Origin of the sequence: Providencia lanzhouensis, from assembly GCF_050469745.1 — a bacterium.
Taxonomy (GTDB): Bacteria; Pseudomonadota; Gammaproteobacteria; order Enterobacterales; family Enterobacteriaceae; genus Providencia; species Providencia lanzhouensis.
This window is the reverse complement of record NZ_CP174123.1, coordinates 3,772,489-3,799,110: the sequence shown is the minus strand read 5'-3', so window position 1 is coordinate 3,799,110 and position 26,622 is coordinate 3,772,489. Positions and strand designations below refer to the sequence as shown.

Below are 26,622 nucleotides of genomic sequence, written 5' to 3'. Positions count from 1 at the left end.
TAAATAGAAAATTCATCACGCCTCTAGGGTCAATCCGGCAATATTGCGCCAATAGCCATTACAGCTTTGGTCGGGAATGCTCAGTGGGGACTGCCCATGTTGGTTAGCTTTAAACTGCCTAATCACATCGAGGGACTCAAGGCTTTCAGGGGAAACCCGCACAATATCCACCAAATCCTGCATGGACGAAATATCGTTGCCTAAGTTATAGCAGTAGCCGCTCAGGGTTTGGATGCCATTAAGCGTGAACACTTGCTGTTGCTCCTGTGACATCACTTTGCGCCCTTGCGGGTAATTAATGCAGCAGGTTTCGCACTCATCTTTTTGGCGATTTTCCGAACGAGCGGTAAAACAGCGGGCAGAATAAGCCAGTGGTAGGTGACCGTAGCTGAAAACTTCCACTTCAAACTTATCGCGAATACCTAGCTCTTCACATTGATTGAGTAAATTCACCAGCCAGTCACGGGAAAGTTCAACGGGCATACACCAGCGCATCATGCCTTGGCGTAGCAAAATATTCAGTGAGGGAGCGTTATAACAGTTAAGCCCATGACCTGCCACAAAAGGCAATTTGCGTTCAGCCAGCATATTGACGACACCAAAATCGTGCGCTTCAATTAAAAACTCGCCATTATCGACTAACTTACTGATTTCTTTCAGCTCAGAGGGCGCTTGTAGCAGGGCTAGAGTGCTGAGAATAATCTGTTTACCGCTTCCCGCTAGCTGCTTAGCAAGCTCAATCCAGTCATTGGGTTTCATATCACGGCGCTTGCTACATACCGTTTCCCCGAGATAAATAATATCCGCGTCGCTGTCTGCTGCCTGCTGATAAAAATCCTGTAAGGTTGATGTTGGCCAGTAGTACAGTACTGAGCCTAATGCATATTTCATTATGTTACCCATTAATCCATGCTGATGAATGATGTGCGCCAGTTATTGCCATTTACGGTGATACGCACCAAGGGTGGTTTGGCTGCCTTCAGAAAGGTCGCCAAGGGCTTTGAGCCATCTAGGATCCGTCACAAAACCGTCTGGATTGGATTTATAGCGATTGATTGCCTGACGCCAAATCTTGGTCACTTGGGTGACATAGGCAGGGCTGCGCTGACGACCTTCAATTTTTACCGAGGCGATATTGGCGCTCATGAGTTCTGGGAGTAACTCAATGGTATTGAGGCTGGTGGGCTCTTCAAGTACATGATATTTCTGCTCATCCACCACATAGCGCCCTTTACACAACGTTGGATAACCGGCATTTTCATTTTTTTTGTAGCTGTCGATTAGCACATCATTCAGTCGTGATTCCATGCCATTTTCAGTGTGTTGCCAGCGAACAAAACGTGCAGGAGAGCAAGCACCGACGGTATTCGGGGATTCTCCCGTTAAGTAGGAAGAAAGATAACAGCGACCTTCAGCCATAATGCACAGGCTACCAAAAGCAAATACTTCCAGCGGTACAGGACTGGTTTTGGCGAGTTGTTTAACTTGGTGAATGGATAACACGCGAGGGAGCACTACGCGATGTACCTGAAAGTTACGCTCATAGAAACGAATGGCTTCCGTGTTGGTCGCGGAAGCTTGCACAGAAACATGGCGCTCAATATGCGGGTATTTATTGGCGGCGTACTCTAACATAGCAATATCGGCGAGGATCAGGGCATCGGCTCCTAGATCAGCCGCTAAATCAACAGAGTTCTGCCAGCGTTGATAACCATCAGGATGAGCGAAGGTGTTTATCGCAATATGCAATTTACGTTTACGCTGGTGGATATAACGCTCTGCTTCATGCAGATTTTTTTCCGTAAAATTCAAACCTGCAAAATGGCGCGCGTTAGTATCATTTTTGAGTCCGATGTACACCGCATCGGCACCATTATCAACAGCCGCTTTTAAGGCAGGCAAATTCCCCGCAGGGCAGAGTAATTCCATTGGCTTTTTCTCTGTATAAAAATTTAGCAATTGATCATTCTAGACAAGGGGTCTGGTAGAGGTTTTGATTTAGCGCAGAGAAGCTTGGAATGTTGTAGGCGAGATAGTTATTTCGTGACTATTATAAAAGTGTAGAGATTATTGGAAATAAATATTGGCGAGATGGATAAAGATTGATATAGGATCGGTATCATCACGTTATTTTTTGGCAAAATATGTCCTTATATCGGATAAATAACGATATATCTCTGACTATCTTTACATCTACACATCAATGTTATCTATAATCTTAGTCATTATAGGTATTAAAATTGTCCAAGCGGCTGCTTTAATCAGTAGTTATGCGTGGTGGACAGATAATTGATACGGGAGTTAGTACTGTGTTTGGTAAAATTCGTTCTCAACTGATCACTCAAGGCCCTTCATTTTTGAAGTTTCCATTGAAAGTGACCCCATTTGTCGTACAGCGTCAAATACTCGAACAACTATTAAGTTGGCAGTTTCGTGAATCTGTTAAAGAAGGCGAACTCGATTTTCTGGAAGGGAAATGGCTGAAAGTTGAGATCCGAGATTTAGAGCTTGTTTGGTTTATCAGCTTACAAGAGGGTCAGCTGGTGGTACAAAAGCAGGCTGAACCGGATGTCAGTGTCAGCGGCAATGCCAATGATCTGGTATTGATCGCAGCCCGCAAAGAAGATCCCGATACGCTCTTTTTCCAACGTCGTTTGGTGATTGAAGGGGATACTGAGTTAGGTTTGTATGTTAAAAACCTGATGGATGCCTTCGAAATTGAAAATATGCCTGCGCCTTTACGCTTTGGTCTATTACAGCTCGCTGATGTGATTAAAACGGTACAAGACAGTGAGGACGCAGAGCATAAAACGCCTGTGTTAACCTCATGCTGATACGTGTAGAAATCCCGGTTGATGCCATGGGTATCGACACGCTATTACGTGAAACCTTCCCAACTGAGGGCGAGGCAGATCTTGTTCAGCACCTGCGTGAAGATGGGTTACTGACCCTCGGTGTGGTGGCAACCAACGATGACGGCGAAGTTATTGGCTATGTCGGGTTTACCCCGGTTGATGTGAATGGTGAAGATGTTCAATGGGTAGGACTCGCCCCATTAGCCGTTAAAAAAGCCTATCAAGGCCAAGGTATCGCGGAAAAATTGGTTTATGAAGGGTTAGATAGCTTAAATGAATTTGGTTATGGGGCTGTCGTCGTTCTCGGTGATGAGGGTTACTACGGGCGTTTTGGTTTCGAACCCGCTTCCAACCACGAATTACGTTGCCAATGGCCAAGTCTACAAAAACATTTTCTTGTCTACGGACTCGAAAACGGTGCAATTGACCAGCATAAAGGCGAAGTCACTTACTCATCGCATTTTGATAATGTGTAATCCGCTAAATAATGCTGTAAATCATCAGGCTGGTCAGTGACCAGCCTTTCTTTTGCCTGCTTACTCAATTGCTTCACTCGATACTCTAATTGAGATGCTTCAGAACGATCCCCCGCAGTACAATGAAAAACGAGGGTCAAAGGCGCTTTACCTTTTAGTGCCTTGGCACCAGTTCCCGCTTCATGCTGTTGAAAACGCCGCTGAACATCGGTGGTGATCCCACAATATAACGCGTTATTTTTCTGCCGAATTAAGTAAAGAGACCAATTTTGCTGTGTCATTTTGTTTTTCTTGTCACTGAATTTAGCATTCTGTGCTGATTTATAAGGAGAATTTAGTTGGCTTCTAGCGAATTTTCTCGCGGATCATAAAGTTTATAACATACTAAATTATAAATAAAAAATGATATAAACCTGTCACAAATTTGTAACCTCAATATAGGTTATTGTTCAATTAATTTGAATAACTATAGCAAAATTAGCTAATTTTCATCTCCGAATAAAGGGCATAGTATGATCCATATCACAGGGAAACATGAAAAAACCCCTGTAAATATCAAACATACAATGAGGAAGTTTACCATGAAAAAATCAACATTATTTGCTGCTGCTTTAGCTTTAGGTGCTGTATCATTTGGTTCAATGGCGGCTGAAGAAGTTAGACAAGCTAGCGAGCCAGCAGTAGGTTATGTGTCTGTAAGTGGTGCTGCAAGTGTAAATGACCTGACTGCACAATTAGCCAAAAAAGCTGATGAAGCTGGCGCAAAATCTTTCCGCGTGATTTCTGCAAGCGGTGAGAATGAGATGAGTGGTACTGCGGCTATCTATAAATAATTTTACTCGTCATATTTCGAGCCGCAGCGTTGTTGGCTGCGTTCACTCCCACTAGTCACATACTAGTGTATGCTCCTAGCGACTCGTTCGCTTGCCGCCTAGCTGCAACTCGAATTATTTAGAGTAAAAGCGAGAGGGATTAGAGGGGAAGTATTAGTAACTTCGAATGCTAGCATTGTTGATATAGAACCTTATGTTAGGTGCAATTCGAATGAGTAAGTTATAGTAGTGCGAATTAAGTACAGATAACGTTCAGAACAGCTTAAGCACGCCCAGCCATTTTTATGGGCGTGTTCTGAACGGTCTAACATGGACATTCGCAATGACACCCGAAAACACCTTACAACACATCCAGCGCTATATTGCTCGCCAACACGTTTTTTCTCTGTTTACCTCTCACCAAGATGATATTTGGGCTGCCAGTTGCTATTACGCCTTTGACCGCCAAAATATGCGCTTAATTTTCATGACATCCCCCGATTCTCAGCATGGTCAATTAATGCAGGAAAATCCTCGTGTGGCAGGGACTATCTCCGCACAAACTAAGCAAGTGGGCAAAATTCAAGGTATTCAATTTGTGGGAGAAATTCGTCAATTTGACGGTGAAGAGGCGGATATGCAGAAAGCATTTTATTGCCAGAGATTTCCTGTCGCCCTAGAGGCGAAGCTGCCGATTTGGCAGCTCCAATTACAGACGGTGAAAATGGTGGATAACACGCTGGGGTTTGGTACCAAATTACATTGGTTGCGTGAAGCTTAACGTAGTCGATGAATAACTTGGTTACTGCTACCGCGCCATAGCAGCGCGGGATCGTACAGTGTCTGTTCGAACTTTCCATCAATCAACGTATTGATCAAACTCACCACTTTTTGCTGTTCTAGTGTCAATTCATCCAATTTATAGCCCGTCCACATCCAGATATCCTTATCTGGGCAGACGGCTTTCACTCGCTTTACTAACGCTAGAATGGCAGGCAAGTTGGCAGGGTGCAAAGGATCCCCCCCTGAGAGGGAGAGCCCTTGGCGGCGAATACGCGTATCTTGCAAATCTTGGATAATTTGGTCTTCCATCTCTTGGGTAAAGGGAATACCGGAATCCACGCGCCATGTGCTTTGGTTATAGCAGCCTCGGCACTGATGAACGCAGCCCGAGACAAACAATGTGCAGCGGGTACCGGGTCCATTGACCACATCCACAGGATAATATTGGTGATAATTCATGGCATTTATCCGCTGTTAACCGAGCTGTCCATTACCCAAGTGCTTGATACGGCGCTTCACTTCCTCTTGCTTGCCTGCATTAAACGGTCGGGCATCTGGGCTGCCTAGATAGCCACAGACACGGCGGATCACGGAAACGCGGTTAGTATCGTGGTTGCCACAAGCTGGGCAGGTAAAGCCTTTACTGGTACAGGAAAATTCACCGGAAAAACCGCAGTCATAGCATTCGTCGATTGGCGTGTTAGTACCGTAGTAAGGAACATGCTGATAGCTGTAATCCCAGACATCTTCGAGGGCTTTGAGGTTGTGCTGTAAATTCGGGTATTCGCCGTAACAGATAAAACCACCATTGGCGAGCGCTGGATAAGGCTGTTCAAAATCGATTTTATCGTAAGGATTAACCTGTTTTTCCACATCTAAGTGGAAGCTATTGGTGTAGTAGCCTTTGTCGGTTACGCCATCAATAACGCCAAATTCAGCGGTATCTAAGCGACAGAAACGGTCGCACAGATTTTCGCTCGGCGTGCTGTATAAGCTGAAACCGTAACCTGTTTGGGCTTTCCATTCGTCAGTGGCTTGGCGTAGACGATTGACGATAGCGACGGCTTTTTCGCGCAATTGCTCGCTGTCATACACATGAGTTTGCGTGCCAAATAAGGCATTGATGGTTTCGTGCAACCCAATGTAACCCAATGAAATTGAAGCGCGTCCATGTTTGAAAATTTCCGCTACGCTGTCATTGGCTTTTAAGCGAACGCCGCAGGCACCTTCCATATATAAGATAGGGGCTACGCGGGCTTTGACATTTTCTAAGCGCGCAATGCGGGTCATTAATGCTTTTTTAGCGATGGCTAAACGCTCATCGAGAAGCGCCCAAAATGCCTCTTCGCTACCTTGAGCTTCCAGCGCAATACGCGGTAAATTCAGGCTGATCACGCCGAGGTTATTTCGCCCATCGTGAATTTGTTTGCCATCTTCTTCATAGACACCTAAGAAACTGCGGCAGCCCATCGGTGTTTTAAAGGAGCCAGTGACATCAACCACGCGATCGTAGTTGAGGATGTCTGGATACATGCGTTTGCTGGCGCATTCTAAAGCTAACTGTTTGATATCGTAGTTAGGATCGCCGTATTTATGGTTCAGCCCATCTTTGATAGCAAACACGAGTTTTGGGAAAACCGCGGTTTTGCGGTTTTTACCCAGTCCCGCAATACGGTTTTTAAGAATCGACTGTTGGATAAGTCGTGCTTCTTGGGATGTGCCTAACCCAAATCCAAAGGTGACGAAGGGGGTTTGCCCGTTCGCGGTATGCAGTGTATTCACTTCATACTCTAAGGATTGGAACGCATCGTAACACTCTTTTTCAGTGCGACTTTGGGCGTAAGCTTCAGCGTCAGCAATTCCCCATTCTTTGGCTACTTTTAAATGCTTTTCATGACTAATAGCGACATAAGGCGCCAAAATTTCATCAATGCGGTTAATGGTGGTTCCGCCATAAATATGGCTAGCCACTTGGGCAATAATTTGTGCAGTAACGGCAGTGGCAGTAGAAATGGATTTTGGTGGCTCAATTTCCGCATTTCCCATCTTAAAGCCGTTGGTTAACATGCCATCAAGGTCGATAAGCATACAGTTAAACATCGGGAAGAAAGGGGCATAATCGAGATCATGATAGTGAATTTCACCCTTTTCATGAGCAAGTACAACATCGCGTGGCAAAATATGCTGTTTTGCATAATGCTTAGCGACGATCCCGGCTAATAAATCACGCTGGGTTGGGATCACCTTACTATCTTTGTTCGCATTTTCATTGAGTAAGGATAAGTTGCTTTGCTCAATTAGGCCGCGGATCTCGTGAGTAAGTTGGCTGCGTTTTTCGCGTTCGCTGTCTCTGTCATGGCGGTATTCAATATAAGCTCGAGCCAGATCCTTGTAAGGCCCCGACATGAGCTGGTCTTCGACAGCATCTTGGATCTCAGCGATATCCACTTTTTCGCGATTGCACAACTGCTCAGAGACAACCGTGGCAACTTGCAGACAATAATCATCATCTTTGACGTCCACAGCAGCGGCTGCACGTCGCACCGCTTCTTGAATGCGTGGGAGATCAAAATTGACCTGACAACCATCTCGTTTTATAACCACCGTTTTCACTGTCATACTCCTTATTTAATCCCTCACAGGACTGGCGATAGCGTCCATGATCCTTTATCAGTATGGGGCATCCCTGTGAAAGAAATGTGAATTTTTACTATATATAGTGTCTAATGAATTAATTAAAGCACAATATGTAGGATATTGCCTTTTTTTAGATGACGGTAATTTGATTTAAAACAAAGAAAAAAATAATTTATATGAATATCAAACGGGCAGGAATTAATTAAATTTAGAGATTGATTTAAGGGTTTGGGAATTTGCTCTAGAATGAATCAATTGAAAAAAAGCGGCAGGCTAGCAGTTGATGAGGTTAAAAAGCGCATTATGATCCCCATCCATTCACTCACCGGTATTACTGCATTTGTAGCGACGGTTCAATCAGGGAGCTTCACGGAAGCGGCAGAGCGTTTAGGGATCACCAAATCCGCCGTCGGCAAGCGTGTCACTAAGCTCGAAGAACATTTGGGTATTAGCCTATTAATCCGAACCACGCGGGGAATTTCGCTCACGACGGAAGGGGAACGCTACTTTCACGAATGTTCAGCTGCGCTGGATTTATTAGATAAAGCGGGTCAGCAGCTTCAAGAGAATACCCATACCTTGATGGGTAAGCTGCGCCTAGATCTTCCTGCCGCATTTGGGCGTAAATGCATTATGCCTATTTTGATGCAACTGATGGATGAGCAGCCCCAATTGATGTTGAGCGTTTCGTTTAATGAGCAGTTTGTGGATGCCCTTGAGGAAGGTTTGGATTTGATGGTGCGTATTGGTCCTTTACCCGACAGCGCTCATCTTGTGGCTCGTCAGTTAACCACACAAAACCAAGTCCTGTGTGCATCGCCAAAGTATCTTGAAAAATACGGGGCGCCTCAGCATCTTCAAGAGCTGGAGAATCATCGCTGCATTGTGGGGATCCGACAAGGAGCACCTTTCTATTGGCGCTTATGTGAAGAAGGAACTGTCATCCAGTATGCTCCACGCCCTTTTTATGAACTCGCTGATGGCGATGCGATGCTCCAAGCGGTGCTTCAAGGAAAAGGGATTGCTCAGTTACCATTGTGGTTGGTCGATGATTATCTGAAAAACCAGCAATTACAGCGCATTTTGCCAGAGTCTGAAGGCTATGAAACGCCGATTAATCTGTTGTGGCCGAAAGGGCGTAGTATGCCGCCAAAAACACGCTATTTGATTGATATGTTGCTTAAGGCGGCAAAAGAAAGGCAATTTAATTAAGGGAATGGCAAGCGAGTGCTGGCGCCGAATGGGTTAGCTTCACTTTTACCCAAATGCTGATTAATGCCAGGACAGAGAACGCAATTCCCACCCAAATAATGGCAGCAACCCCTGCATATAAAATCGCCCAGCCTCCAATCATAGTGCCAATGGTGATCCCTAAATTTGAGAATGAAATATACAGGCTATTGGCAAACTCAGGGGCTGAATTGGCTTCTTTCATTAACCAACTTTGGCTGATGATTAAACCGGATGTATGGGAAGCCCCCCATAAAATCACCAACGCCACCATCACTATCGGCTGATGCCCAAAGAGCCAAACCGCGAAATAAATCACCCCGAATAACACGGGATAACGCAAGGTGGTCGCAGTTTGGCTGCGCTGTAGAAAGTGGCTAAAAATAAAGTTACCGATATACCCGCTGACGCCGAACACCACCAGTAGCGTGCTGGTCGCATTGTTCGAAAATCCAGTGATTTTGATAAGATAATCGGCGATATAACTGAAACTCGCGAACATCGCGCTGAAAATCAGTGTCACCGTCAATATGCATAACCAAACAGGCAAACGTTTTAAAATCGCTACTTGTTCACGGACTTTCAGCGGTGTGGTGACGGGAGTTGACGGCACATGAATGGCGATCCCCATAAATGCTAGCAAACTGGTTAACGCGCCGAACCAAAAGGCGGCAGTCAGGGAAAAGGCTTCTGCAATAAAGGCACTGAGGGGTAATCCCAAAACCATCCCCACCGCGACACCGGAAAACACAATGGCCACGCCCTTGGCCGATTTTTCGGGCGGCATGGCATTGGCTGCAAGGTTTAGGGCGATGGCAAAAAAGATCGCATGGGTCAGTGCGGGTAAAACTCTAAACACCAAAATCATATGATAGTTTTCGGTGAGGGCATAAATACTATTGGAGATAATAAATAGCATCATAATGACCAACAGAACGGTTTTGCGATTAAAACGCCCAAGCAATAGCGTGATAAAAGGTCCTGAAATGGCCACTACCACTGCGTAGATACTGACGAGAAAACCAACTTGTGGCGCTGTGATATGAAGCTGCTGAGTTAATTGTGGTAATAAACCAATCACCGCCACTTCGGTGGTGATCACGCCAAACACAGCCAGTGACAGGCTGAGCAGTAATAAACGTATTTTATTTTGCATATAGGTATCCGCAGGGGCTAAACATTGTCCTGAATTGAATAAGTCATAAAGTGATGTTGCGGATATATCCCGAGGGTTATCGTGACAAAACAGCGAGAAAAAGAGAAGGGCATTTTGGGATACAGAGAATAGCCTAAAAGCGGGTTGCTATTTTTAGTTGAGCAGTTTTATATGATGAAAAAAAGCCTGCTGACAATGGGTTAGCAGGCTATCAGACTGACAATCTGAAACTGAATAAAACTATTTACGTACTGCGATAGCTTCGATTTCGATTTTCACATCTTTTGGCAGACGCGCAACTTCAACGCAAGAACGCGCAGGGAATGACGCATTATGTTGTTTGAAAAACTCTTCGTAAGTGGCGTTAACAGTACCGAAATCATTTAAATCTTTCACAAAAACGGTCGTTTTTACGATGTTGGCAACGCCCAGACCTGCTTTTTCTAAAATCGCTTTCACGTTCGCCAGTGATTGACGAGTTTGTGCTGCGATATCTTCAGGAACATTACCGGTTTTTGGATCAACAGGAATTTGACCTGAAGTCATAACCATACTGCCTAAATCGACGCCTTGAACGTAAGGACCAATAGCGGCTGGTGCATTTTCGGTGCTGATTTCGTATGACATAATTTCTCCGTTTATCACGTAAAAAAGGGTTTGGACGCTATTATAGACATGGAACGGCATCCACACAAAGACGCAGTCTACGCCTAAATACCTTACTGATTATTGATCACGGCGTCTCTATCGAACTCTTTTTCACAGAATTTGCAGGTTAATGCCACATGTTTCGCGCGTTTTTTAATGCGGAAACTGCTGGAAACCGGCTCATTATGGCTAATGCAATTGCTGTTTGGGCACACCAGAACGCTGTCGATTTGCTCTGGTAATTTTAGGTCTAATTTTTCCACCACTTGATAATCTTCAATACGATTAACAGTAGCTTCCGGTGCATACATCGCTAACTGGTTAGCTTGTTCCGGGGTTAAAAAGGTATTTTCGATTTTGATAATGTCTTTTTTGCCCAGATTGCTGGAGGGCAAATTCAACCCGATAGTGATGCGCTCATCGGTTTTGGTGAGCTTAAACAGCTTCAGTAATTTGAACCCAATTTGAGCAGGGATATGGTCGATGACAGTGCCGCAACGGATGGCTTCAACTTGTAATTTATGGTCGTGTGTCATGGTCTTCTCCTCAGATTGCCAGTTCTTTATTTAATACCAGAGACAGTAGCGCTTGGCGCGCGTAGATCCCATTCCCTGCTTGCTGGAAGTAATAAGCGTAAGGGGTGCTATCCACATCCACGGTAATTTCATCGATACGCGGAAGCGGGTGCAGCACTTTTAAGTTATCTTTGGCGCTGTGCAGGTCTTGGGCGCGCAAAATAAATTGTGCTTTAACGTTGGCATATTCTGATGGGTCTAAGCGCTCTTTTTGAACGCGAGTCATATACAGAATATCCACTTCAGGGATCACTTCATCGACATTGTTATGCAGGCTGTAAGTTGCACCTTTTTCATCCAGAATATTCAGGATATGAGCTGGCATCGACAGCACTTCTGGGGAAATAAAGTAGAAGTGATTCCCTTCAAACTTCGATAGCGCTTGAGTCAGTGAATGCACCGTTCTGCCATATTTCAGGTCACCGACCATCGCGATTTTCAGGTTCTCTAAGCGGCCTTGAGTTTCTTGGATAGTAAACAGGTCTAACAGGGTTTGGGTAGGGTGCTGGTTAGAGCCATCCCCTGCGTTGATAATCGGAACGGAACCTGAGAACTGGCTAGCTAAACGCGCGGCACCTTCTTGTGGGTGTCGCATCACAATCGCATCAACATACTGGCTGATAACGGAAATGGTGTCTGCAAGCGTCTCGCCTTTCTTACCTAATGAGGTGTTGGCGCTATCAGAGAAGCCGACGACAGATGCCCCTAAACGATGAATGGCGGTTTCGAATGACAGACGGGTACGCGTCGATGCTTCGAAGAAACAGCTGGCGATAACTTTATGCTTCAGAAACTCAGGTTGAGGCTGCTGTTTTAATGAAGCTGCCACCTTAAGGACTAATTCAAGGTCAGTTTTATCTAAATCGTTAATTGAGATTATGTCGCGGTGATATAACGGATTCGGCATCGTGATTCTCCTGTATCAGCAAGACTTGCTATCTAGTAGGCCAAAAAAAAGCCCCTCAATGAGGGGCTTTTTTATCAATACGGCGGGGAAAAACAGGCTGTCCTGACCGCGTGATGGCAGTGCGGTGTCGGTGTTCTCTTTCAAAAATAGAGCAGCAGCGTTCATGGTTTCTCCCGGCAAATTGTGGCGCATTATACGCGTGTGGCACAATGACGCAAGCGTTTGCTAACAGAAAAATGGAATTTTTTGTTTTTAGCATATGTTGACATATGTATGAGTGGGCATATACTCAACATATGTTTATTCTTTCGGCATTTAAGGAGGAATTATGGTAACTAAAATTGTTGCTGTATTTAAAAATGGTAATAATCGCGCAGTTCGTTTACCTAAAGATATTGATTTTGAAGGTGTAAATGAATTAGAGATTAGTCGTGAAGGGAATCGTATTATTCTTCGTCCAGTTAAACCTAATTGGCTATCACTAAGAGATGAAGATAAAGCAGACAAAGATTTCTTACTTGAACGTGAAGACGTGATTGAAGATGGAAGGATAGTTTTGTGACAAAACTCTACATGCTTGATACCAATATTTGCTCTTTCATTATGAGAGAGCAACCCATGTATCTACTACAGAAACTGCAAGATTGTGTTATGCATCGACATTCTATTGTTATATCTGCGATTACTTACTCAGAAATGCGCTTTGGTGCAATAGGTAAGAAAGCCTCGCCTAAGCATAATTTTTTAGTCGATGCATTTTGTGAGCGTCTTGATGGGATTCTCGCTTGGGATAAAGATGCGATTGATGCAACAACTGCAATTAAGAAAGCATTAACCGAAGCAGGAACGCCTATTGGAAATAATGACACTGCAATAGCCGGTCATGCATTAGCAACTAACTCTATATTGGTAACTAACAATACCCGAGAGTTTTCTCGAGTTTTGGGATTGAAACTAGAAGATTGGTTGCAGCCATAATTATTAAATTAGTGTTTAATTTATTGGATATAGCCATTACGTTTATAAAGCCCATTTAGGGCTTTGTTTTTATATTATCTTTTCGCTACTTACCTCTGCCCCAATCTCTTTGCCACTCTCTCCAATTTCATCATCAACAGTAGTGTGATCGCGACTAGGACAATAGTCAGTGCGGAGCCGTCGGCAATATTTCCGCGGTCGGTAAGGCTGAAAATTGACACTGGCAATGTTGCCCAGCCTGGGGGATACAGCATCATGGTGGCACCCAACTCGCCGAGGGACAAAGACAGGCTCAAGGCTACAGCGGAAATCATCCACGGCATCAACAGCGGTAGGGTGATATGGCACAGGCGATACCACGGGGAAGCGCCTAAACTGAATGCCACATTCTCAATGTCCGCAGAAATGCGGGTTAATCCTGTAGAGACATTGCTGAAGGTGAACGCTGAAATCAGAACAAAATGGGCGGAAAAAACAATCCAGAAGGTGCCGTTCATCTGCAAATAGCCTTGGCTAAATGCCACTAAGATCCCCAATCCAATTGAAACCGATGGAATGGCACTCGGTAAATAGAACGCGATACCCAGATATTTTTGTACTCTGGCACTATGGCGGCGTAAGGCTAGGGCTGCCCACAAACCGCAAAATAGTGCAAACAGACTGGCACAAAAGCCAATAATCAGGCTGGATAGAATTGCTTCCCATGCAGGTCCTTGAAACGCATTCACAAAATGTTCGAAGGTAAAACCGGAGGGTAAAATACCGTTCCATTGTCGGCTAAAGCTGGACATTAAAATCATCACTAATGGCAGCAAAAACAAGCAAGAAAACAGCGTGATGGCGATGGCGGTTGAAATGGCTCGCCCAGTTTTAGACCAAATTAACATGGTTATTTTTTCACTCCGAAACGGGTTGTTGCCATGCGATATAGGCTAAATAGCCCCACAGACAGCAGAATATTAATTAGCGCTATCATGCACGCGACGCTGTAATCAGATTCTAGAATCGCTTTGCTGTAGACCATCATCGGCAAGGTATTCACCCCTTTTGCCCCAATAAACAGCACGATGCCAAATTCGTTGGTGGTCAGAAGCAAACATAAGCTGCCACCTGCGAGTAATGCAGGAAGTGCCGCCGGAAAAATCACTTGGCTGATCACGCGGGCAGGGGGCGCCCCTAAAATGCTGGCGGCTTCTAACTGGCTTTTATCGATTTGGCGTAGTGCCGCCATAAGAGGGCGCATCACGAGCGGAGTAAAGACGGTGATCTCCGCCAAAATCACGCCATTAATCGAGTACAAAAAGTCCACGGGGGGCAGTTCAAAATCAAACAGCGCCATTAATGTGCCATTAAGTAACCCCGCCGAACCATAAATAAAGGTAAACGCGAGAGTGATCAAAAAAGTCGGGAGTGCGATAAAGGTATCAATGACTTGGGTAATAAAACGGCTTCCAGGAAAAGGAATAAATACCAAAATCAGGGATAGAACCGAGCCAAGCACCAAGCAACCGAGAGTGGCAAAAAAGGCAATTTGTAGCGTATTAAATAGCCCGCTAATAAACCGACGAGATTCAATTACTTGCCAGAATGTTTCTAAGCTTACGCCACCAGTGGGGCTTTGAATGGCTTGCTCGCCAATCAGCATCAGCGGGTAGAAAAATAACGTCGCTAAAACGAGCAGCGGTGGCGCTATCCAATAAAACGGTTTTAGGTTTATGGATGATGGCTTAGACAGGTTGATAGCCGACATATTATTCCTCAATCAACACAGTATCGGAGGGAGAAAACCACAGCGTGAGTTTATCTCCGGCTTGCGGTAACGGGGATAAATGGGTGACAGCAACCGTCACCTTTTCCCCAGCCACATCACACAATAAATGGGTAATATCCCCCTGCCAGCGGATAGATTGTAAGGTGGCGTGTAACTGGTTTGAGGTATCTGCTCGTGGGGTGAGGCTAATATGTTGCGGGCGAATACAGATTAATTTGCGGCTATTGTGCTGCATTCCTTGAGTTTGCGCTTCAATAAGCGTACCGCCACAGCTCACACTGACTTGGGAAGGCATGGAGGAAAAGCCCAAGGCAGTTGCCGACAGAATATTGGCACGACCTAAAAACTCGGCGGCAAAGCGGTTAGGTGGGCGATGGTATAGGTCATTTTTCTCTCCGTGTGCCACCAAATAGCCATCTTTCATGATGCCAATTTTATCCCCTAAGGCGAGCGCTTCAGTTTGGTCATGGGTGACGTACAAAATGGTCAGCTCAGGTAATTCGCGGTGCAGCCTTGCAATCTCTTCCACCATATTATGGCGAATTTGCGCATCGAGGGCAGATAACGGCTCATCGAGTAAAAGTACTCGTGGGCGAACAGCTATAGCGCGGGCGATGGCAACACGCTGCTGCTGTCCACCGGATAACTGATGCGGGTAGCGGGAGGCATAGTCGCTCATACCGACAATGTTTAATGCCTCTGCCACTCGCTCTTTGATCAGCGCTTTAGGCTGTTTTTGGGCGCGTAAGCCAAAAGCAACATTATCTTCCACTTTCATATGGGGGAAGAGGGCATAGTTTTGTACTACCATGCCCAGCCCCCGTTGATATGGAGGAAGGTGGGTGATGTCCGTATCACCCATTAAAATGCGTCCACTATCCGGTTGTGCAAAGCCTGCAATTGACCGTAACACGGTGGTTTTACCGGAGCCTGAAGGGCCAATCAACACTAGTATTTCGCCAGGTTCGATGGTCAGAGATAACGGCTTGAGTACCACATTATTATGGTAAGAAACCCGCAGAGATTCCAGTACAATACCTGAATGGTCAGCGCGCTGGCTTGGTGTTTCTATCTTTCTTTTCATCAACATAACTCATTTACTCGCTTTCAGTCACTTTGTGCCAACGGGTAATATCGTTCGAAAGAGACACTTCAACATCGTCCCAATTCGGTTGCCATGTTTTGACGCCTTTGAGGATTTCAGTGGCTTTATGGAATTGCGGATCGTTTGGCGTCAAATCTGAGCGTACCGGCATTCCCCATGACAGTTCGCTAACGTGGCTTTGGGCTTGTTTGTCTAACAGAAAGTTAATCAGCTTTTTGCCATTTTCAGTTTCAGGACCGTTATTGACTAAACCAACCACATAAGGCAGAACCAGCGCGCTGCGTTCGCCTTTTTCATCGGCTGGCCAAAAGATTTTCACGTTCGGATTGCGTTCCATTTGGGAAAGGTTCATCTGCAAATCGCCGTTGGCGACGTACAGCTCACCTTTGTTCACTAACGCAGTTAATTTCCCTGTTGAGGCGGATGGGCCGACGTTGTTGGCTTGTAACTTACCGAGGTAATCAAAACCGGCCTCTTTGCCACCGAAGCTATGGAACACTTGCAACATGACGGCGGTACCATCTCCCGCTTGTCCCGGTGTGGAATATTGCAGTTTATTTTTAAAACGGGCGTCGAGGAGTTCATTCCACGTTGCTGGTGGAGCTTTGAGCAGTTTGTCGTTATAGATAAAGGTCAGGTAGTTATTCACGATGGGGGTGTAGTACTCCGTTGAGTTAGGAATACTTACCGCGGCATCCGGTGTGAATTTTGCCAGTAATTCGGTTTTAGCGGCACGTTGGATAAACGGGGGAACAGTGACGAGCACATCCGCTTGTGGGTTAGTGCGTTCTTTGGCTAAACGCTCAACGATAGCACCGGAGCCGCCTTCGACGTACTGCACTTTAATCCCTGTTTGCTGGGTAAAAGCATCAAACTGCGCTTGATACCAGCTGTTATTGCCATCATGAAGACCATCTGCGGAGTAAACCGTGACGACAGGGGCGGCAAAAATCGAGGTAGAGCCTAGGGCGGCAAGGAGTAACACAGCAAGAGGGGTAGGCTTCATTTTACGTTTCATCTCCAGTTCTCCAGTTAGTCGTTAAAGTTATCTGGTATATACCAGTGTTTTTACGCTAACGGGTTTATGTGACAGAAAAATGAAATCTACCGAGAAAGCAAAAATTTATTTTTGAAGTGGAAGTTAGAGGGTATCGACCTCGATGCGTAGGCTATCATGACGCCAATATTCCACATCATAATCCAGAATTCGCCCGTGTTGATCGTAGTTTAAACGTTGCAATAGCAGGGCTGGGCGCCCGACTGCAACCCCTAATGCGCTGGCCGCCTGCGGTGGCATGGCTGTGGGATAAAACGATAAGTGCATGCTGGTGTAAATCAAATCATATTGCTGCTCATACACTTCGGTGAGGCTGCCATTCAAATCATGGCTTAATAGCTCAGGTACGCGAGCGGGAAGACAGTGGTTTTCACTGTAGCAGACGGGGCGATCGTCTGCATAACGCAGGCGAGTGAGTAGGTAGATTTGTTCGAAAGGCTGCAATTGCAGTGGCGTCATGGCTTCGACAGGCACGGTGATGACTTTCCCCTCTAACAGCTTGGTTTTGGGCTGGCGGCCTTGCTCTAAACATAGCTTATGAAAGTTGGTATTTTGCGTTGGATCGAGCCATAAACGCTCGGGAGTCACAAACCAGCCACGACGCTCGGAACGGTAAATAGCACCGCTGGATTCCAGTTGTGCCAAGCTTTCTCGAATAGTGACGCGGGTGGTATTGAAGATGGCACACAGTTCGCGCTCAGAGGGCAGTTTATCGCCACTTTTCAGCGCGCCGCTCTGAATTCTTGCTTGTAATTGAGCTTTGATAAGAAGGTACTGTGGCTGTTCATCCATCGATAATGTATCCGTTTTTTGTTGTAAAATTTTTTATCCATTATACACGCCAATATGAATTTTTTGTTGCAGGGCGTCTTTTCCTTTGACCTTCTTGTTCATCTGCCGTCATTATAATATCAATCTGGTATAGACCAATGGTGAATTTAAATGACAATGAATCAATATCTGCTGTTAACACCAGGACCTTTGACCACGTCGCAAACCGTGAAAGAGGCGATGCTGTTTGATAGCTGCACATGGGACGATGATTACAACTTAGAGGTAGTGCAACGTATTCGCCAACAGCTAGTTGAATTAGCGACAATCCAAACGGGGTATACCAGCGTATTACTCCAAGGGAGTGGGAGCTACGCCGTGGAAGCGGTGCTGGGATCGGTACTCGCACCACAAGATAAAATCCTGATTGTCAGCAATGGCGCTTATGGGGCGCGAATGGCAGAAATGGCGCAGTTAATGGGCATTTCACACCATGTTTATGATTGCGGTGAAGTGGCTAAGCCCGATGTGGCAGTGATTGAGCAGCTTCTACAGCAAGATAGCCAAATCAGCCATATTGCGATGGTGCACTGTGAAACCACCACCGGTATTTTAAACCCGATAGAGCAAGTGGCGGTATTAGCCAAGCGCTATCAAAAACGCTATATCGTGGATGCGATGAGCAGTTTCGGGGGGATCCCACTGGATGTGGGGGCACTGAATATTGATTTTCTGATCAGCTCGGCCAACAAATGTATCCAAGGGGTTCCGGGGTTTGGGTTTGTGATAGCGCGTACCAGTGAACTGGAAAAATGTGCAGGACGCTCGTGTTCTTTATCCCTTGACCTGTATGCACAATGGCGCTGCATGGAGCAATTTCATGGGAAATGGCGCTTTACTTCCCCAACACACACGGTGCTGGCTTTCGCTCAAGCGCTGAAAGAGCTAGCTCAAGAAGGTGGAGTGAGCGCCCGTTTCCAGCGTTATCAGCAAAATCAGCGCAAGCTGGTGGAAGGCATGCGCCAGTTAGGATTTCGTACATTATTAGACGATAGTCAACAATCGCCGATTATCACGGCATTTTATTCGCCAGATGCCGAAGATTATCAATTTAACCAATTTTATCAGCAGCTCAAAGCCCAAGGGTTTGTGATCTATCCGGGGAAAGTCTCAAAGAGTGATTGTTTCCGTATTGGCAATATAGGGGAAGTGTACCCGCACAATATTGATGCGCTGTTGGTGGCAATTAAGAATGCGATGTATTGGAAAAATAAGGATTAATCATGAACCGTATTGAAGCTGTTATTTTGGATTGGGCAGGAACGACGGTGGATTTTGGTTCTTTTGCACCGACGCAAATTTTTATCGAAGCATTTAAAATCGCGTTTGATATGGATATTACACTGGCACAAGCCCGCATCCCTATGGGGTTAGGAAAATGGCAACATATTGAAGCGTTGGGAAAATTACCAGAAATTGATGCCATGTGGCAGGCAAAGTTTGGACGCTCAATGACCAGCGAAGATATCGATGCTATCTACCAAACGTTTATGCCGTTACAGATTGCCAAAGTTGTCGATTTTGCAGCGCCAATCGACGGAGTTGTCAGCACGATTGCAACGCTGCGTGAGCAGAGGATCAAAATAGGTTCTTGTTCGGGTTATCCAAGAGCGGTGATGGAAAAGTTGGTTCCGGCAGCCGCGAAATTGGGTTATCAGCCCGATTATTGGATTGCCAGTGATGATCTCGCGGCTGGCGGACGTCCGGGTCCGTGGATGGCGCTGCAAAATGTGATTGAACTGTCGGTCAATTCCGTCTCCCATTGTGTGAAGGTGGATGATGCAGTGCCGGGCATTGAAGAGGGACGTAATGCGGGAATGTGGAGTATTGGTCTGGCTATTTCGGGTAATGAATTTGGTAAAACATGGGATGAATATCAAGGTATGAGCCAAGAAGAAATTTCCCCATTACGCCAGCAAGCCGCGGACAAACTGTATGCGGCTGGTGCGCATTATGTGATTGATACGTTAGCAGATCTTCCTCGTGTGATTGACGAAATCAACGTGAGATTAGCAAACGGTGAAAGACCGTAGCGAGACTTAAGTCTCCATTCAAACTGACCAAGTAGGGGGTCTACTTGGTCGGTAGATTTAGAATATATTTATCGGTAATTCAGGCGCAATTGTCGCTACCATTACCGCTTTAATGGTGTGCAGGCGGTTTTCCGCTTGGTCGAAAACGATACTGTAAGGGGATTCAAACACCTCTTCCGTCACTTCCAGCCCGCCATAAAGATTAAACTCTTTGGCAAGCTGAGCGCCTAATGTGGTGTCTTCATTATGAAATGCTGGCAGGCAGTGTAAGAATTTCACCTCTGGGTTGCCAGTTAGTTTGACCACGTCCATATTCACTTGGTACGGTTTCATTAAGGCAATGCGCTGAGCCCACACTTCCTTCGGTTCTCCCATCGAAACCCAGACATCGGTATACAGAAAATCAGCGTCTTTAACGCCTTCAGCCACGTTTTCAGTCAGAATAATTTTTCCGCCGGTGGTTTTGGCTATTTTCTGGCACTCTTCAATTAATTCAGCCTCTGGCCAACAGCTTTTTGGTGCCACTAAACGCAGCTCCATCCCCGTGAGGGCGGCGGCTTCTAGCATCGAATTTCCCATATTGTTACGCGCATCCCCGAGGTAGGCGAATTTGATGTCAGAAAGCGGTGTGTTGGGCTTATGTTCTTGAATGGTAAGCAAATCGGCTAATAACTGTGTGGGATGGAATTCGTTAGTTAATCCATTCCAGACAGGCACTCCCGCATGCTGCGCTAATGTTTCGACGGTGCTTTGCGCGTAACCCCGATATTGCACACCATCGTACATCCGCCCCAGCACTCTGGCGGTATCTTTCATGGTCTCTTTGTGCCCAATCTGGCTGCCTGATGGTCCAAGATAGGTGACTCTCGCCCCTTGATCGAAAGCACCCACTTCAAATGCACAGCGCGTCCGTGTTGAATCTTTCTCGAAGATCAGCGCAAAATTCTTACCCGATAATAAAGGTGGCTCAGTGCCAGATTTTTTGGCTAATTTTAGCCAAGCGGAGAGTTTTAATAATGCATGAATATCGTTAGAGGTAAAATCCAATAGTCTTAAAAAATGCTTTCCATGTAGGGAGTTCATAAATCACAGCCTTTTATAATTGAATTAATATTCAATTTATATTCATAAAAATTCAAAATCAACCCCTCATGCAAAAGAAATTATTTTATTAGGTATGGTTTCACCCTCGACCCTATGGGAGAATGAGCCGGAGACTAATACCACGGAACAAGGGGTGTGGAGATGGTAGATAAAGCTGAATTTGATGCGCAGTACGAAGAAACTCGCCTGATCATTGAAGAGTTACTGGAAGATGGAAGTGATCCTGATGCGCTGTACGCGATTGAGCATCACTTCTCTGCGGACAATTTTGAATTGTTAGAAAAAGCGGCTGTTGAAGCATTCAAACTGGGTTATGAAGTGACTGATGCGGAAGAACTGGAAATTGAAACCGGTGAAACCTTGATGTGTTGCGATGTGATCAGCGAAAGTGCGTTAAATGCAGAATTGATCGACGCGCAAGTTGAGCAGTTAATGAAATTAGCAGAAAAAATCGGTGTGAACTACGATGGTTGGGGCACCTATTTTGAAGATCCAGACGCAGAATATGATGATGAAGACGGCGACGACGAAGGGGACGATGAGTCCGAAAATCGCGTTCACTAATTGATTTTTCAAATTTCAATAGCGGGTAATATCGCTGAATTGAAAGATAAGAAAGCACTGATTGAGAATATCGTCAGTGCTTTTTTGTTTTATATCAAGATGCTAACTCTTTCACCATATAGTGCCAGCCGTAAATATCCATATAGCGTAATGTCGTGCGAGAGGTTTCATACTTTTCATCGATATAGCCACGGCGCAAATAAAGCTCTCTTGCCTTGGTATTCAAATCAGATACATACAAAGAAACTCGGGTGAGCTTGGGATCTGCGGCTGCTTGGGTTTCAATGTGATCTAACACGCGATTACCAATTCCCATAGCTCGCAACTTATTATCGACACATAAGTAAGAAAGATAGGCAGTGTCTGCTCTTGGTTTGTGTACAAATAACTGGAAAATGCGCCAAATTTTCATAAAGCGGAAAAAACCTGCTTTACGCAGAATCTGTATTAATGGCACGGGGGTAGGTGCTTGTTCTTGAATGCGTTTTACGCCGTAAGTCATGCCATAAACGGCGACTAGCTTGCCATTTAATTTAACCTGAAAGTGTCTATCATAGGGGTCACTCAGACCGCGTTGCCAAAATAGAGATAACACCCCCTGACGCTGGGCTTCTGGCATATCGTGAATGGTTTTAAATTTAGAAGAAAAGGCTTCATAAAATAGCGTGTTAGCACTATCAATGTTTGCTTCCTCTAAAGGTTCAATGACGAGCGGCTCGTTATTGATCATTGAGTTCATCATCATGATTTCACCAATAAAGGGTCTGTGTGCTCAAGCGTAAATATCATCTCAGGGGAGTTCTCTTGAAAAGCATTGAGTTGCCAGTCGCCATAGAGATGACGAATCTTTAAATCGCAAGATTCAAGGGTCTGAGTAATGTCGCTGAGTGTCGGAAAGGCAATATCCGATTCAGCGCGGAATATCGAGCCACTCTCACCTTGTTGGTAGAATGTTTGATAGCGAACAATGCCATTTTGTTCGGCAACATCATTCCAAAGAATGATTTCGCCAAATTCTTGGGTCGAGAGTGATTCACGAGATAATTCAGGTGTCCACTCTCTCCACTCTTCAACCGTGGGATTGCGGCTATCAAATACAATCGTGCCATCGGCGGTGAGATGTCGCTGCATGGTTTGCAATGCGGCAATACGCTGTTCTTGAGTCAAAAAAACCTGAAAGGCGTGACCAGATAAAATGATCAAATCAAATTTTATGTCCAGACAGAGCGCCTCAGCCGTGCTGTTCACCCAACGAACGTGATTGGTTTTTTGTTGAGCAATATCCAACATCGCTTGCGCGGGATCGACACCGACCAACGTGGTGTGTGGATATTGCTCCGCAATGGCGGTGAGTAACGTGCCAGTACCGCAGCCTAAATCCAAAATATGAGACGCTGAAGAGGCTAGCTGAAGGTATGCCGCGTAGTCTGCCCGCTGCAAGCTGTTATCTAAATCATAGAAGCGAGCGAGCTTAGGATCTTCATAAAGGGCGTCTTCATACTGTGAGATCATTAGCTACAGTATCCTTTTATTGGGAGCGGGGACTACAGCGCTTTTAGCATGCGAATTTCGCAGTCACTATGGCCAGTATTGCCTAATGGTTCGTCGATAAAATCGAAGCCCAGTTTTTCATACAGTTTAATGGCGGCTTGTAGCTCTTTGGTGGTTTCTAAGTAACAGCGGGTATAGCCTTGCTGCTTAGCAAATTCTAAAGACATTAAAACGATTTGCTTGGCTAAACCCTTTCCGCGCAGCACAGAAGAGAGATACATTTTTTGTAATTCAGCAGTATGTTCATCACCACCAGCGACTTGTGAAATGCCGCCACCGCCAACCACGTTACCGTCCATTTCCACCACCCAGTACGCGCTACGTGGCTTGCTATACACTTCATACAACGTATCTAAAATAGGATCCGCGACCGCAAAACCTTTATCGGCAGTGAGCCCATGTTCAGCGGAAACTTCACGAATAACAGCGGCGATCCCTGGATTGTCTTGAGGTTGAATTAAACGAACTTGAACAGTTGAGGTTGTGCTTGTTGTCATAAGAATATCTCTTTTTATTTGCATTATTTATATTTTTAATTGCATCATTTGCTGGTGCAATAATTATGATATTGAGCATGTGATAACGCTTTTCAACACCCATAAACAAAAAATCCATAAACAAAAAAAAGCCCTAACTCATCAATGACAAGTCAGGGCTAGAGATTTAAAGCTTAATGATTATAAAGAGGCGATGGTCACTTTTTGCGCTTCAATCTTCGCTTTCGCTTCGATATTTTCCGCTAAACGCGCACGCTCTTTCTCAACCACGGCAGCAGGAGCACGGCTCACAAAGCCTTCGTTTGCCAGCTTGCTTTCGATGGTATCAATTTCTTTCACCACTTTTTCCAGCTCTTTATCTAAACGAGCCAGCTCAGCGTCTTTATCAACCAGACCTGCCATTGGGATCAACACTTCAGCGCCTGCCACTAATTTAGTCACAGAAACTGGGGCTTCTTCGCCTTCAGCCAGCACGCGAATGCTTGCTAAACGCGCCATTGAACGAAGGAAGTTTTCGTTCTCAGTCACACGGCGAGCAACATCCGCAGAGGTGCTACGCAGCATGACATCCAATGGTTTACCTGGCGCGATGTTCATTTCTGCACGAATATTACGTACAGCTACGATGGTTTCTTTAATCCACTCTAAATCGCTCAGAGCCAGCTCATCTACTTTCGCCGCATCGAACTCTGGGAATGCTTGCAGCATGATGGTGTCAGCTTCAATACCTTTCACCACTTTCACGCGCTGCCAGATGGTTTCGGTGATAAATGGAATGATTGGGTGAGCCAGACGCAGTAAGCCTTCCAGTACTTCAATCAGGGTGAAGCGTGCCGCACGAACTTGGGCTTCATTACCTTTATGAACCGCAGGTTTAGACAGCTCTAAGTACCAGTCACAGAATTCATTCCATGTGAAATCATACAGAATACCCGCTGCGATATCGTAACGGTGAGTATCTAACGCTTCACGGTACGCTTTCACGGTTTGGTTGAACTGCGCCATGATCCAGCGATCAGCCAATGAGAAGCTCATTTCGCCGCCGTTTTGACCGCAATCTTGACCTTCGGTATTCATCAGCACAAAGCGGCTCGCATTCCATAATTTATTACAGAAGTTACGGTAACCGGACAGACGTTTCATATCCCAGTTGATATCGCGACCCGTTGATGCCAGCGCCGCTAAAGTAAAGCGTAGGGCATCAGTACCGTGTGCTTCAATACCGTCTGGATACTCTTTACGAGTACGTTTAGCAATTTTCTCAGCCAGTTGTGGCTGCATCATGTTGCCAGTACGTTTTTCCAGTAAAGCTTCTAATGAAATACCGTCGATCATATCCAGCGGGTCGATAACGTTCCCTTTGGATTTAGACATTTTCTGACCTTCTTCATCGCGGATCAGACCTGTCATATACACGGTTTTAAATGGAACTTGTGGCTCGCCATTTTCATCTTTGATGAAATGCATGGTCATCATGATCATACGGGCAATCCAGAAGAAAATAATATCGAAGCCGCTGACCAATACATCCGTTGGATGGAAAGTTTTCAGCGCATCGGTATTTTCTGGCCAGCCTAAGGTTGAGAATGTCCACAGACCAGAAGAGAACCACGTATCTAATACGTCATCATCTTGACGCAGTGCCACATCGGCACCTAAGTTGTTTTCGCGGCGAACTTCATCTTCATCACGACCCACGTAAACATTGCCTTTGTCGTCATACCAAGCTGGAATACGGTGACCCCACCATAATTGACGAGAAATACACCAGTCTTGGATATCACGCATCCAAGAGAAATACATGTTTTCGTATTGGCGCGGAACGAATTGGATACGACCATCTTCAACGGCTTTGATAGCGTCTTTCGCTAAAGGCGCGGTGCGCACGTACCATTGGTCAGTCAGCATTGGCTCGATAACCACGCCACCACGGTCACCGTAAGGTACGGTTAAATCGTGAGGTTTGACTTCGACCAGTAAACCTAATTGTTCAAATTCAGCGACGATAGCTTTACGAGCTGCGAAACGTTCCATGCCACGGTAGGCTTCTGGAATTTCGCTGCTGTAATCGGTGCATGGGTTGCCGTTAGTGTCGAACACTTCCGCTTCATGACGAACGTTACCATCTAAGTCCATCATGTTGATCATGGTCAGTTGGTGACGTTTACCGACTTCGTAGTCGTTGAAGTCATGGGCTGGGGTGATTTTCACGCAGCCGGTGCCTTTTTCCATATCGGCGTGTTCGTCACCCACGATTGGAATGCGGCGATTAATGATTGGCAGAATAATTTCTTTGCCAATTAAATCTTTATAACGTGGATCTTCAGGGTTAACAGCCACACCGGTATCACCCAGCATGGTTTCTGGACGCGTGGTCGCAACCACTAAATAGTCTTTCCCTTCAGCGGTTTTCGCGCCGTCAGCCAGCGGATAACGCAGGTGCCACATAGAACCTTTAACTTCGCGGTTTTCAACTTCCAGGTCAGAAATTGCGGTGTGCAGTTTCGGATCCCAGTTAACCAGACGCTTACCACGATAGATTAAGTTTTCTTTGTACATACGAACGAAAGCTTCTTTAACGGCTTTAGATAAGCCTTCGTCCATGGTGAAGCGTTCGCGATCCCAGTCAACGGAGTCGCCTAAACGGCGCATTTGTTGAGAGATAGTGCCGCCAGATTCTGCTTTCCATTCCCAGATTTTGTCGATGAACGCATCACGACCGTAGTCATGGCGGTTTTTACCTTCTTCAGCCGCAATTTTACGCTCAACCACCATTTGAGTTGCGATACCCGCGTGGTCAGTACCCGTCTGCCATAGGGTATTTTTCCCTTGCATACGCTGATAACGGATCATGGTATCCATAATGGTTTGTTGGAAGGCGTGACCCATATGCAGGCTACCCGTAACGTTCGGTGGTGGGATCACGACGCAGAAACTGTCTTTTGAGGTATCACCGTTCGGGCGGAAGTAACCGCTTTTTTCCCAGTGGGTATACAGGGACTGTTCGATTTCCGCTGGGTTATAAGTTTTATCGAGGGATGGCTCGATCATT

General features: G+C 45.6%; 30 protein-coding genes. 10 read left to right on the top strand and 20 right to left on the bottom strand.

Annotated features, from left to right (window positions below; all coding sequences use genetic code 11):
• Positions 1 to 15 precede the first annotated feature (15 nt).
• Together ACIH2S_RS17730 and ubiU are read right to left on the bottom strand one after the other, a co-directional pair.
• Positions 16 to 891 (bottom strand): U32 family peptidase, encoded by an 876-nt coding sequence (locus ACIH2S_RS17730; RefSeq protein WP_036949086.1) that lies wholly within the window; start codon positions 889 to 891, stop codon positions 16 to 18.
• Positions 892 to 933: 42 nt separating this feature from the next.
• Entirely contained in the window at positions 934 to 1,929 is a 996-nt protein-coding gene (ubiU, locus tag ACIH2S_RS17725) for a ubiquinone anaerobic biosynthesis protein UbiU (RefSeq protein WP_108478828.1), read from the bottom strand.
• A 380-nt stretch (positions 1,930 to 2,309) separates the two neighbouring features.
• Between ubiU and ubiT the strand changes: the two genes are divergently transcribed.
• Both ubiT and ACIH2S_RS17715 read left to right on the top strand, forming a co-directional pair.
• Entirely contained in the window at positions 2,310 to 2,834 is a 525-nt protein-coding gene (ubiT, locus tag ACIH2S_RS17720) for a ubiquinone anaerobic biosynthesis accessory factor UbiT (RefSeq protein WP_036949089.1), read from the top strand.
• Positions 2,828 to 3,331 carry a GNAT family N-acetyltransferase gene (locus ACIH2S_RS17715; RefSeq protein ID WP_036949091.1) on the top strand — a complete coding sequence of 168 codons (504 nt, stop codon included), beginning with the start codon at positions 2,828 to 2,830 and terminating at the stop codon, positions 3,329 to 3,331. The genes ubiT and ACIH2S_RS17715 overlap by 7 nt, the downstream gene beginning before the upstream one ends.
• On the opposite strand, the gene ACIH2S_RS17710 is transcribed toward ACIH2S_RS17715, so the two are convergent.
• On the bottom strand, positions 3,304 to 3,612 hold the full coding sequence (locus tag ACIH2S_RS17710; protein WP_108478829.1) for a GIY-YIG nuclease family protein: 309 nt from the start codon (positions 3,610 to 3,612) through the stop codon (positions 3,304 to 3,306). The two genes, ACIH2S_RS17715 and ACIH2S_RS17710, sit on opposite strands and share 28 nt — an antisense overlap.
• A gap of 300 nt (positions 3,613 to 3,912) precedes the next feature.
• Here ACIH2S_RS17710 and bhsA point away from each other — a divergent pair, with 300 nt between their 5' ends.
• Both bhsA and ACIH2S_RS17700 read left to right on the top strand, forming a co-directional pair.
• Positions 3,913 to 4,164, top strand: coding sequence for a multiple stress resistance protein BhsA (bhsA, locus tag ACIH2S_RS17705; protein ID WP_036949095.1), 252 nt, complete (start codon positions 3,913 to 3,915; stop codon positions 4,162 to 4,164).
• A gap of 322 nt (positions 4,165 to 4,486) precedes the next feature.
• Positions 4,487 to 4,924: a YhbP family protein gene (locus ACIH2S_RS17700; protein ID WP_108478830.1), complete on the top strand. Its 438-nt coding sequence runs from the start codon at positions 4,487 to 4,489 to the stop codon at positions 4,922 to 4,924.
• On the opposite strand, the gene nrdG is transcribed toward ACIH2S_RS17700, so the two are convergent.
• Both nrdG and nrdD read right to left on the bottom strand, forming a co-directional pair.
• Positions 4,921 to 5,385 (bottom strand): anaerobic ribonucleoside-triphosphate reductase-activating protein, encoded by a 465-nt coding sequence (gene nrdG / locus ACIH2S_RS17695; RefSeq protein WP_108478831.1) that lies wholly within the window; start codon positions 5,383 to 5,385, stop codon positions 4,921 to 4,923. The two genes, ACIH2S_RS17700 and nrdG, sit on opposite strands and share 4 nt — an antisense overlap.
• 15 nt (positions 5,386 to 5,400) lie before the next feature.
• Positions 5,401 to 7,539 carry an anaerobic ribonucleoside-triphosphate reductase gene (gene nrdD, locus ACIH2S_RS17690; protein ID WP_108478832.1) on the bottom strand — a complete coding sequence of 713 codons (2,139 nt, stop codon included), beginning with the start codon at positions 7,537 to 7,539 and terminating at the stop codon, positions 5,401 to 5,403.
• 270 nt (positions 7,540 to 7,809) lie between these two features.
• Between nrdD and ACIH2S_RS17685 the strand changes: the two genes are divergently transcribed.
• Complete coding sequence (locus ACIH2S_RS17685; protein ID WP_320205281.1) at positions 7,810 to 8,775, top strand: LysR family transcriptional regulator; 966 nt, start codon at positions 7,810 to 7,812, stop codon at positions 8,773 to 8,775.
• On the opposite strand, the gene ACIH2S_RS17680 is transcribed toward ACIH2S_RS17685, so the two are convergent.
• The 5 genes from ACIH2S_RS17680 to ACIH2S_RS17660 all read right to left on the bottom strand — a co-directional run bounded on the left by ACIH2S_RS17680 (position 8,768) and on the right by ACIH2S_RS17660 (position 12,244).
• A complete protein-coding gene (locus tag ACIH2S_RS17680; RefSeq protein WP_108478833.1) occupies positions 8,768 to 9,949 on the bottom strand; it encodes an MFS transporter in 1,182 nt (393 codons plus the stop codon). The genes ACIH2S_RS17685 and ACIH2S_RS17680 overlap by 8 nt on opposite strands.
• 240 nt (positions 9,950 to 10,189) lie before the next feature.
• Positions 10,190 to 10,576, bottom strand: a complete 387-nt coding sequence (ridA, locus tag ACIH2S_RS17675; RefSeq protein WP_108478834.1) for a 2-iminobutanoate/2-iminopropanoate deaminase — start codon at positions 10,574 to 10,576, stop codon at positions 10,190 to 10,192.
• A 92-nt stretch (positions 10,577 to 10,668) separates the two neighbouring features.
• Positions 10,669 to 11,133, bottom strand: a complete 465-nt coding sequence (gene pyrI, locus ACIH2S_RS17670) for an aspartate carbamoyltransferase regulatory subunit (RefSeq protein ID WP_108478835.1) — start codon at positions 11,131 to 11,133, stop codon at positions 10,669 to 10,671.
• Between the two features lie 10 nt (positions 11,134 to 11,143).
• On the bottom strand, positions 11,144 to 12,079 hold the full coding sequence (gene pyrB, locus ACIH2S_RS17665; RefSeq protein ID WP_036949114.1) for an aspartate carbamoyltransferase: 936 nt from the start codon (positions 12,077 to 12,079) through the stop codon (positions 11,144 to 11,146).
• A gap of 15 nt (positions 12,080 to 12,094) precedes the next feature.
• Complete coding sequence (locus tag ACIH2S_RS17660) at positions 12,095 to 12,244, bottom strand: hypothetical protein (RefSeq protein WP_165906943.1); 150 nt, start codon at positions 12,242 to 12,244, stop codon at positions 12,095 to 12,097.
• A gap of 163 nt (positions 12,245 to 12,407) precedes the next feature.
• Here ACIH2S_RS17660 and vapB point away from each other — a divergent pair, with 163 nt between their 5' ends.
• Together vapB and ACIH2S_RS17650 are read left to right on the top strand one after the other, a co-directional pair.
• A complete protein-coding gene (gene vapB / locus ACIH2S_RS17655) occupies positions 12,408 to 12,641 on the top strand; it encodes a type II toxin-antitoxin system VapB family antitoxin (protein WP_036949116.1) in 234 nt (77 codons plus the stop codon).
• The gene (locus ACIH2S_RS17650) at positions 12,638 to 13,057 is read left to right on the top strand and encodes a type II toxin-antitoxin system VapC family toxin (protein ID WP_036949118.1); all 420 of its coding nucleotides are present in this window, start codon (positions 12,638 to 12,640) and stop codon (positions 13,055 to 13,057) included. The genes vapB and ACIH2S_RS17650 overlap by 4 nt, the downstream gene beginning before the upstream one ends.
• Before the next feature lie 89 nt (positions 13,058 to 13,146).
• Here ACIH2S_RS17650 and phnV read toward each other — a convergent pair whose 3' ends face one another.
• From phnV to phnR, 5 genes are all read right to left on the bottom strand, one after another.
• On the bottom strand, positions 13,147 to 13,944 hold the full coding sequence (gene phnV, locus ACIH2S_RS17645) for a 2-aminoethylphosphonate ABC transport system, membrane component PhnV (RefSeq protein WP_270103734.1): 798 nt from the start codon (positions 13,942 to 13,944) through the stop codon (positions 13,147 to 13,149).
• A 2-nt stretch (positions 13,945 to 13,946) separates the two neighbouring features.
• Positions 13,947 to 14,807, bottom strand: a complete 861-nt coding sequence (gene phnU, locus ACIH2S_RS17640) for a 2-aminoethylphosphonate ABC transporter permease subunit (RefSeq protein ID WP_108478838.1) — start codon at positions 14,805 to 14,807, stop codon at positions 13,947 to 13,949.
• Position 14,808: 1 nt separating this feature from the next.
• Positions 14,809 to 15,918 (bottom strand): 2-aminoethylphosphonate ABC transport system ATP-binding subunit PhnT, encoded by a 1,110-nt coding sequence (gene phnT, locus ACIH2S_RS17635; protein ID WP_108478839.1) that lies wholly within the window; start codon positions 15,916 to 15,918, stop codon positions 14,809 to 14,811.
• Between the two features lie 7 nt (positions 15,919 to 15,925).
• Positions 15,926 to 16,939, bottom strand: a complete 1,014-nt coding sequence (gene phnS, locus ACIH2S_RS17630; protein WP_154610100.1) for a 2-aminoethylphosphonate ABC transporter substrate-binding protein — start codon at positions 16,937 to 16,939, stop codon at positions 15,926 to 15,928.
• Between the two features lie 135 nt (positions 16,940 to 17,074).
• Positions 17,075 to 17,782 carry a phosphonate utilization transcriptional regulator PhnR gene (gene phnR, locus ACIH2S_RS17625; protein ID WP_321146323.1) on the bottom strand — a complete coding sequence of 236 codons (708 nt, stop codon included), beginning with the start codon at positions 17,780 to 17,782 and terminating at the stop codon, positions 17,075 to 17,077.
• Positions 17,783 to 17,932: 150 nt separating this feature from the next.
• Here phnR and phnW point away from each other — a divergent pair, with 150 nt between their 5' ends.
• Positions 17,933 to 19,042 carry a 2-aminoethylphosphonate--pyruvate transaminase gene (gene phnW, locus ACIH2S_RS17620; RefSeq protein ID WP_108478841.1) on the top strand — a complete coding sequence of 370 codons (1,110 nt, stop codon included), beginning with the start codon at positions 17,933 to 17,935 and terminating at the stop codon, positions 19,040 to 19,042.
• A 2-nt stretch (positions 19,043 to 19,044) separates the two neighbouring features.
• Positions 19,045 to 19,854, top strand: coding sequence for a phosphonoacetaldehyde hydrolase (gene phnX, locus ACIH2S_RS17615; RefSeq protein WP_108478842.1), 810 nt, complete (start codon positions 19,045 to 19,047; stop codon positions 19,852 to 19,854).
• A gap of 57 nt (positions 19,855 to 19,911) precedes the next feature.
• On the opposite strand, the gene argF is transcribed toward phnX, so the two are convergent.
• Positions 19,912 to 20,937 carry an ornithine carbamoyltransferase gene (argF, locus tag ACIH2S_RS17610; protein ID WP_036949137.1) on the bottom strand — a complete coding sequence of 342 codons (1,026 nt, stop codon included), beginning with the start codon at positions 20,935 to 20,937 and terminating at the stop codon, positions 19,912 to 19,914.
• 162 nt (positions 20,938 to 21,099) lie between these two features.
• On the opposite strand from argF, the gene rraB reads away from it, so the two are divergent.
• Positions 21,100 to 21,522 carry a ribonuclease E inhibitor RraB gene (gene rraB / locus ACIH2S_RS17605; RefSeq protein ID WP_036949139.1) on the top strand — a complete coding sequence of 141 codons (423 nt, stop codon included), beginning with the start codon at positions 21,100 to 21,102 and terminating at the stop codon, positions 21,520 to 21,522.
• A 94-nt stretch (positions 21,523 to 21,616) separates the two neighbouring features.
• Here the strand turns inward: rraB and ACIH2S_RS17600 are convergent, their stop codons facing one another.
• The 4 genes from ACIH2S_RS17600 to ACIH2S_RS17585 form a co-directional block, all read right to left on the bottom strand.
• Positions 21,617 to 22,267, bottom strand: coding sequence for a GNAT family N-acetyltransferase (locus tag ACIH2S_RS17600; RefSeq protein WP_430247820.1), 651 nt, complete (start codon positions 22,265 to 22,267; stop codon positions 21,617 to 21,619).
• Entirely contained in the window at positions 22,264 to 23,034 is a 771-nt protein-coding gene (locus ACIH2S_RS17595; protein WP_108478844.1) for a class I SAM-dependent methyltransferase, read from the bottom strand. The genes ACIH2S_RS17600 and ACIH2S_RS17595 overlap by 4 nt, the downstream gene beginning before the upstream one ends.
• A gap of 32 nt (positions 23,035 to 23,066) precedes the next feature.
• A complete protein-coding gene (locus ACIH2S_RS17590) occupies positions 23,067 to 23,570 on the bottom strand; it encodes a GNAT family N-acetyltransferase (RefSeq protein WP_036949147.1) in 504 nt (167 codons plus the stop codon).
• A 180-nt stretch (positions 23,571 to 23,750) separates the two neighbouring features.
• Positions 23,751 to 26,621, bottom strand: a complete 2,871-nt coding sequence (locus tag ACIH2S_RS17585) for a valine--tRNA ligase (RefSeq protein WP_196712511.1) — start codon at positions 26,619 to 26,621, stop codon at positions 23,751 to 23,753.
• Position 26,622: the final 1 nt, after the last annotated feature.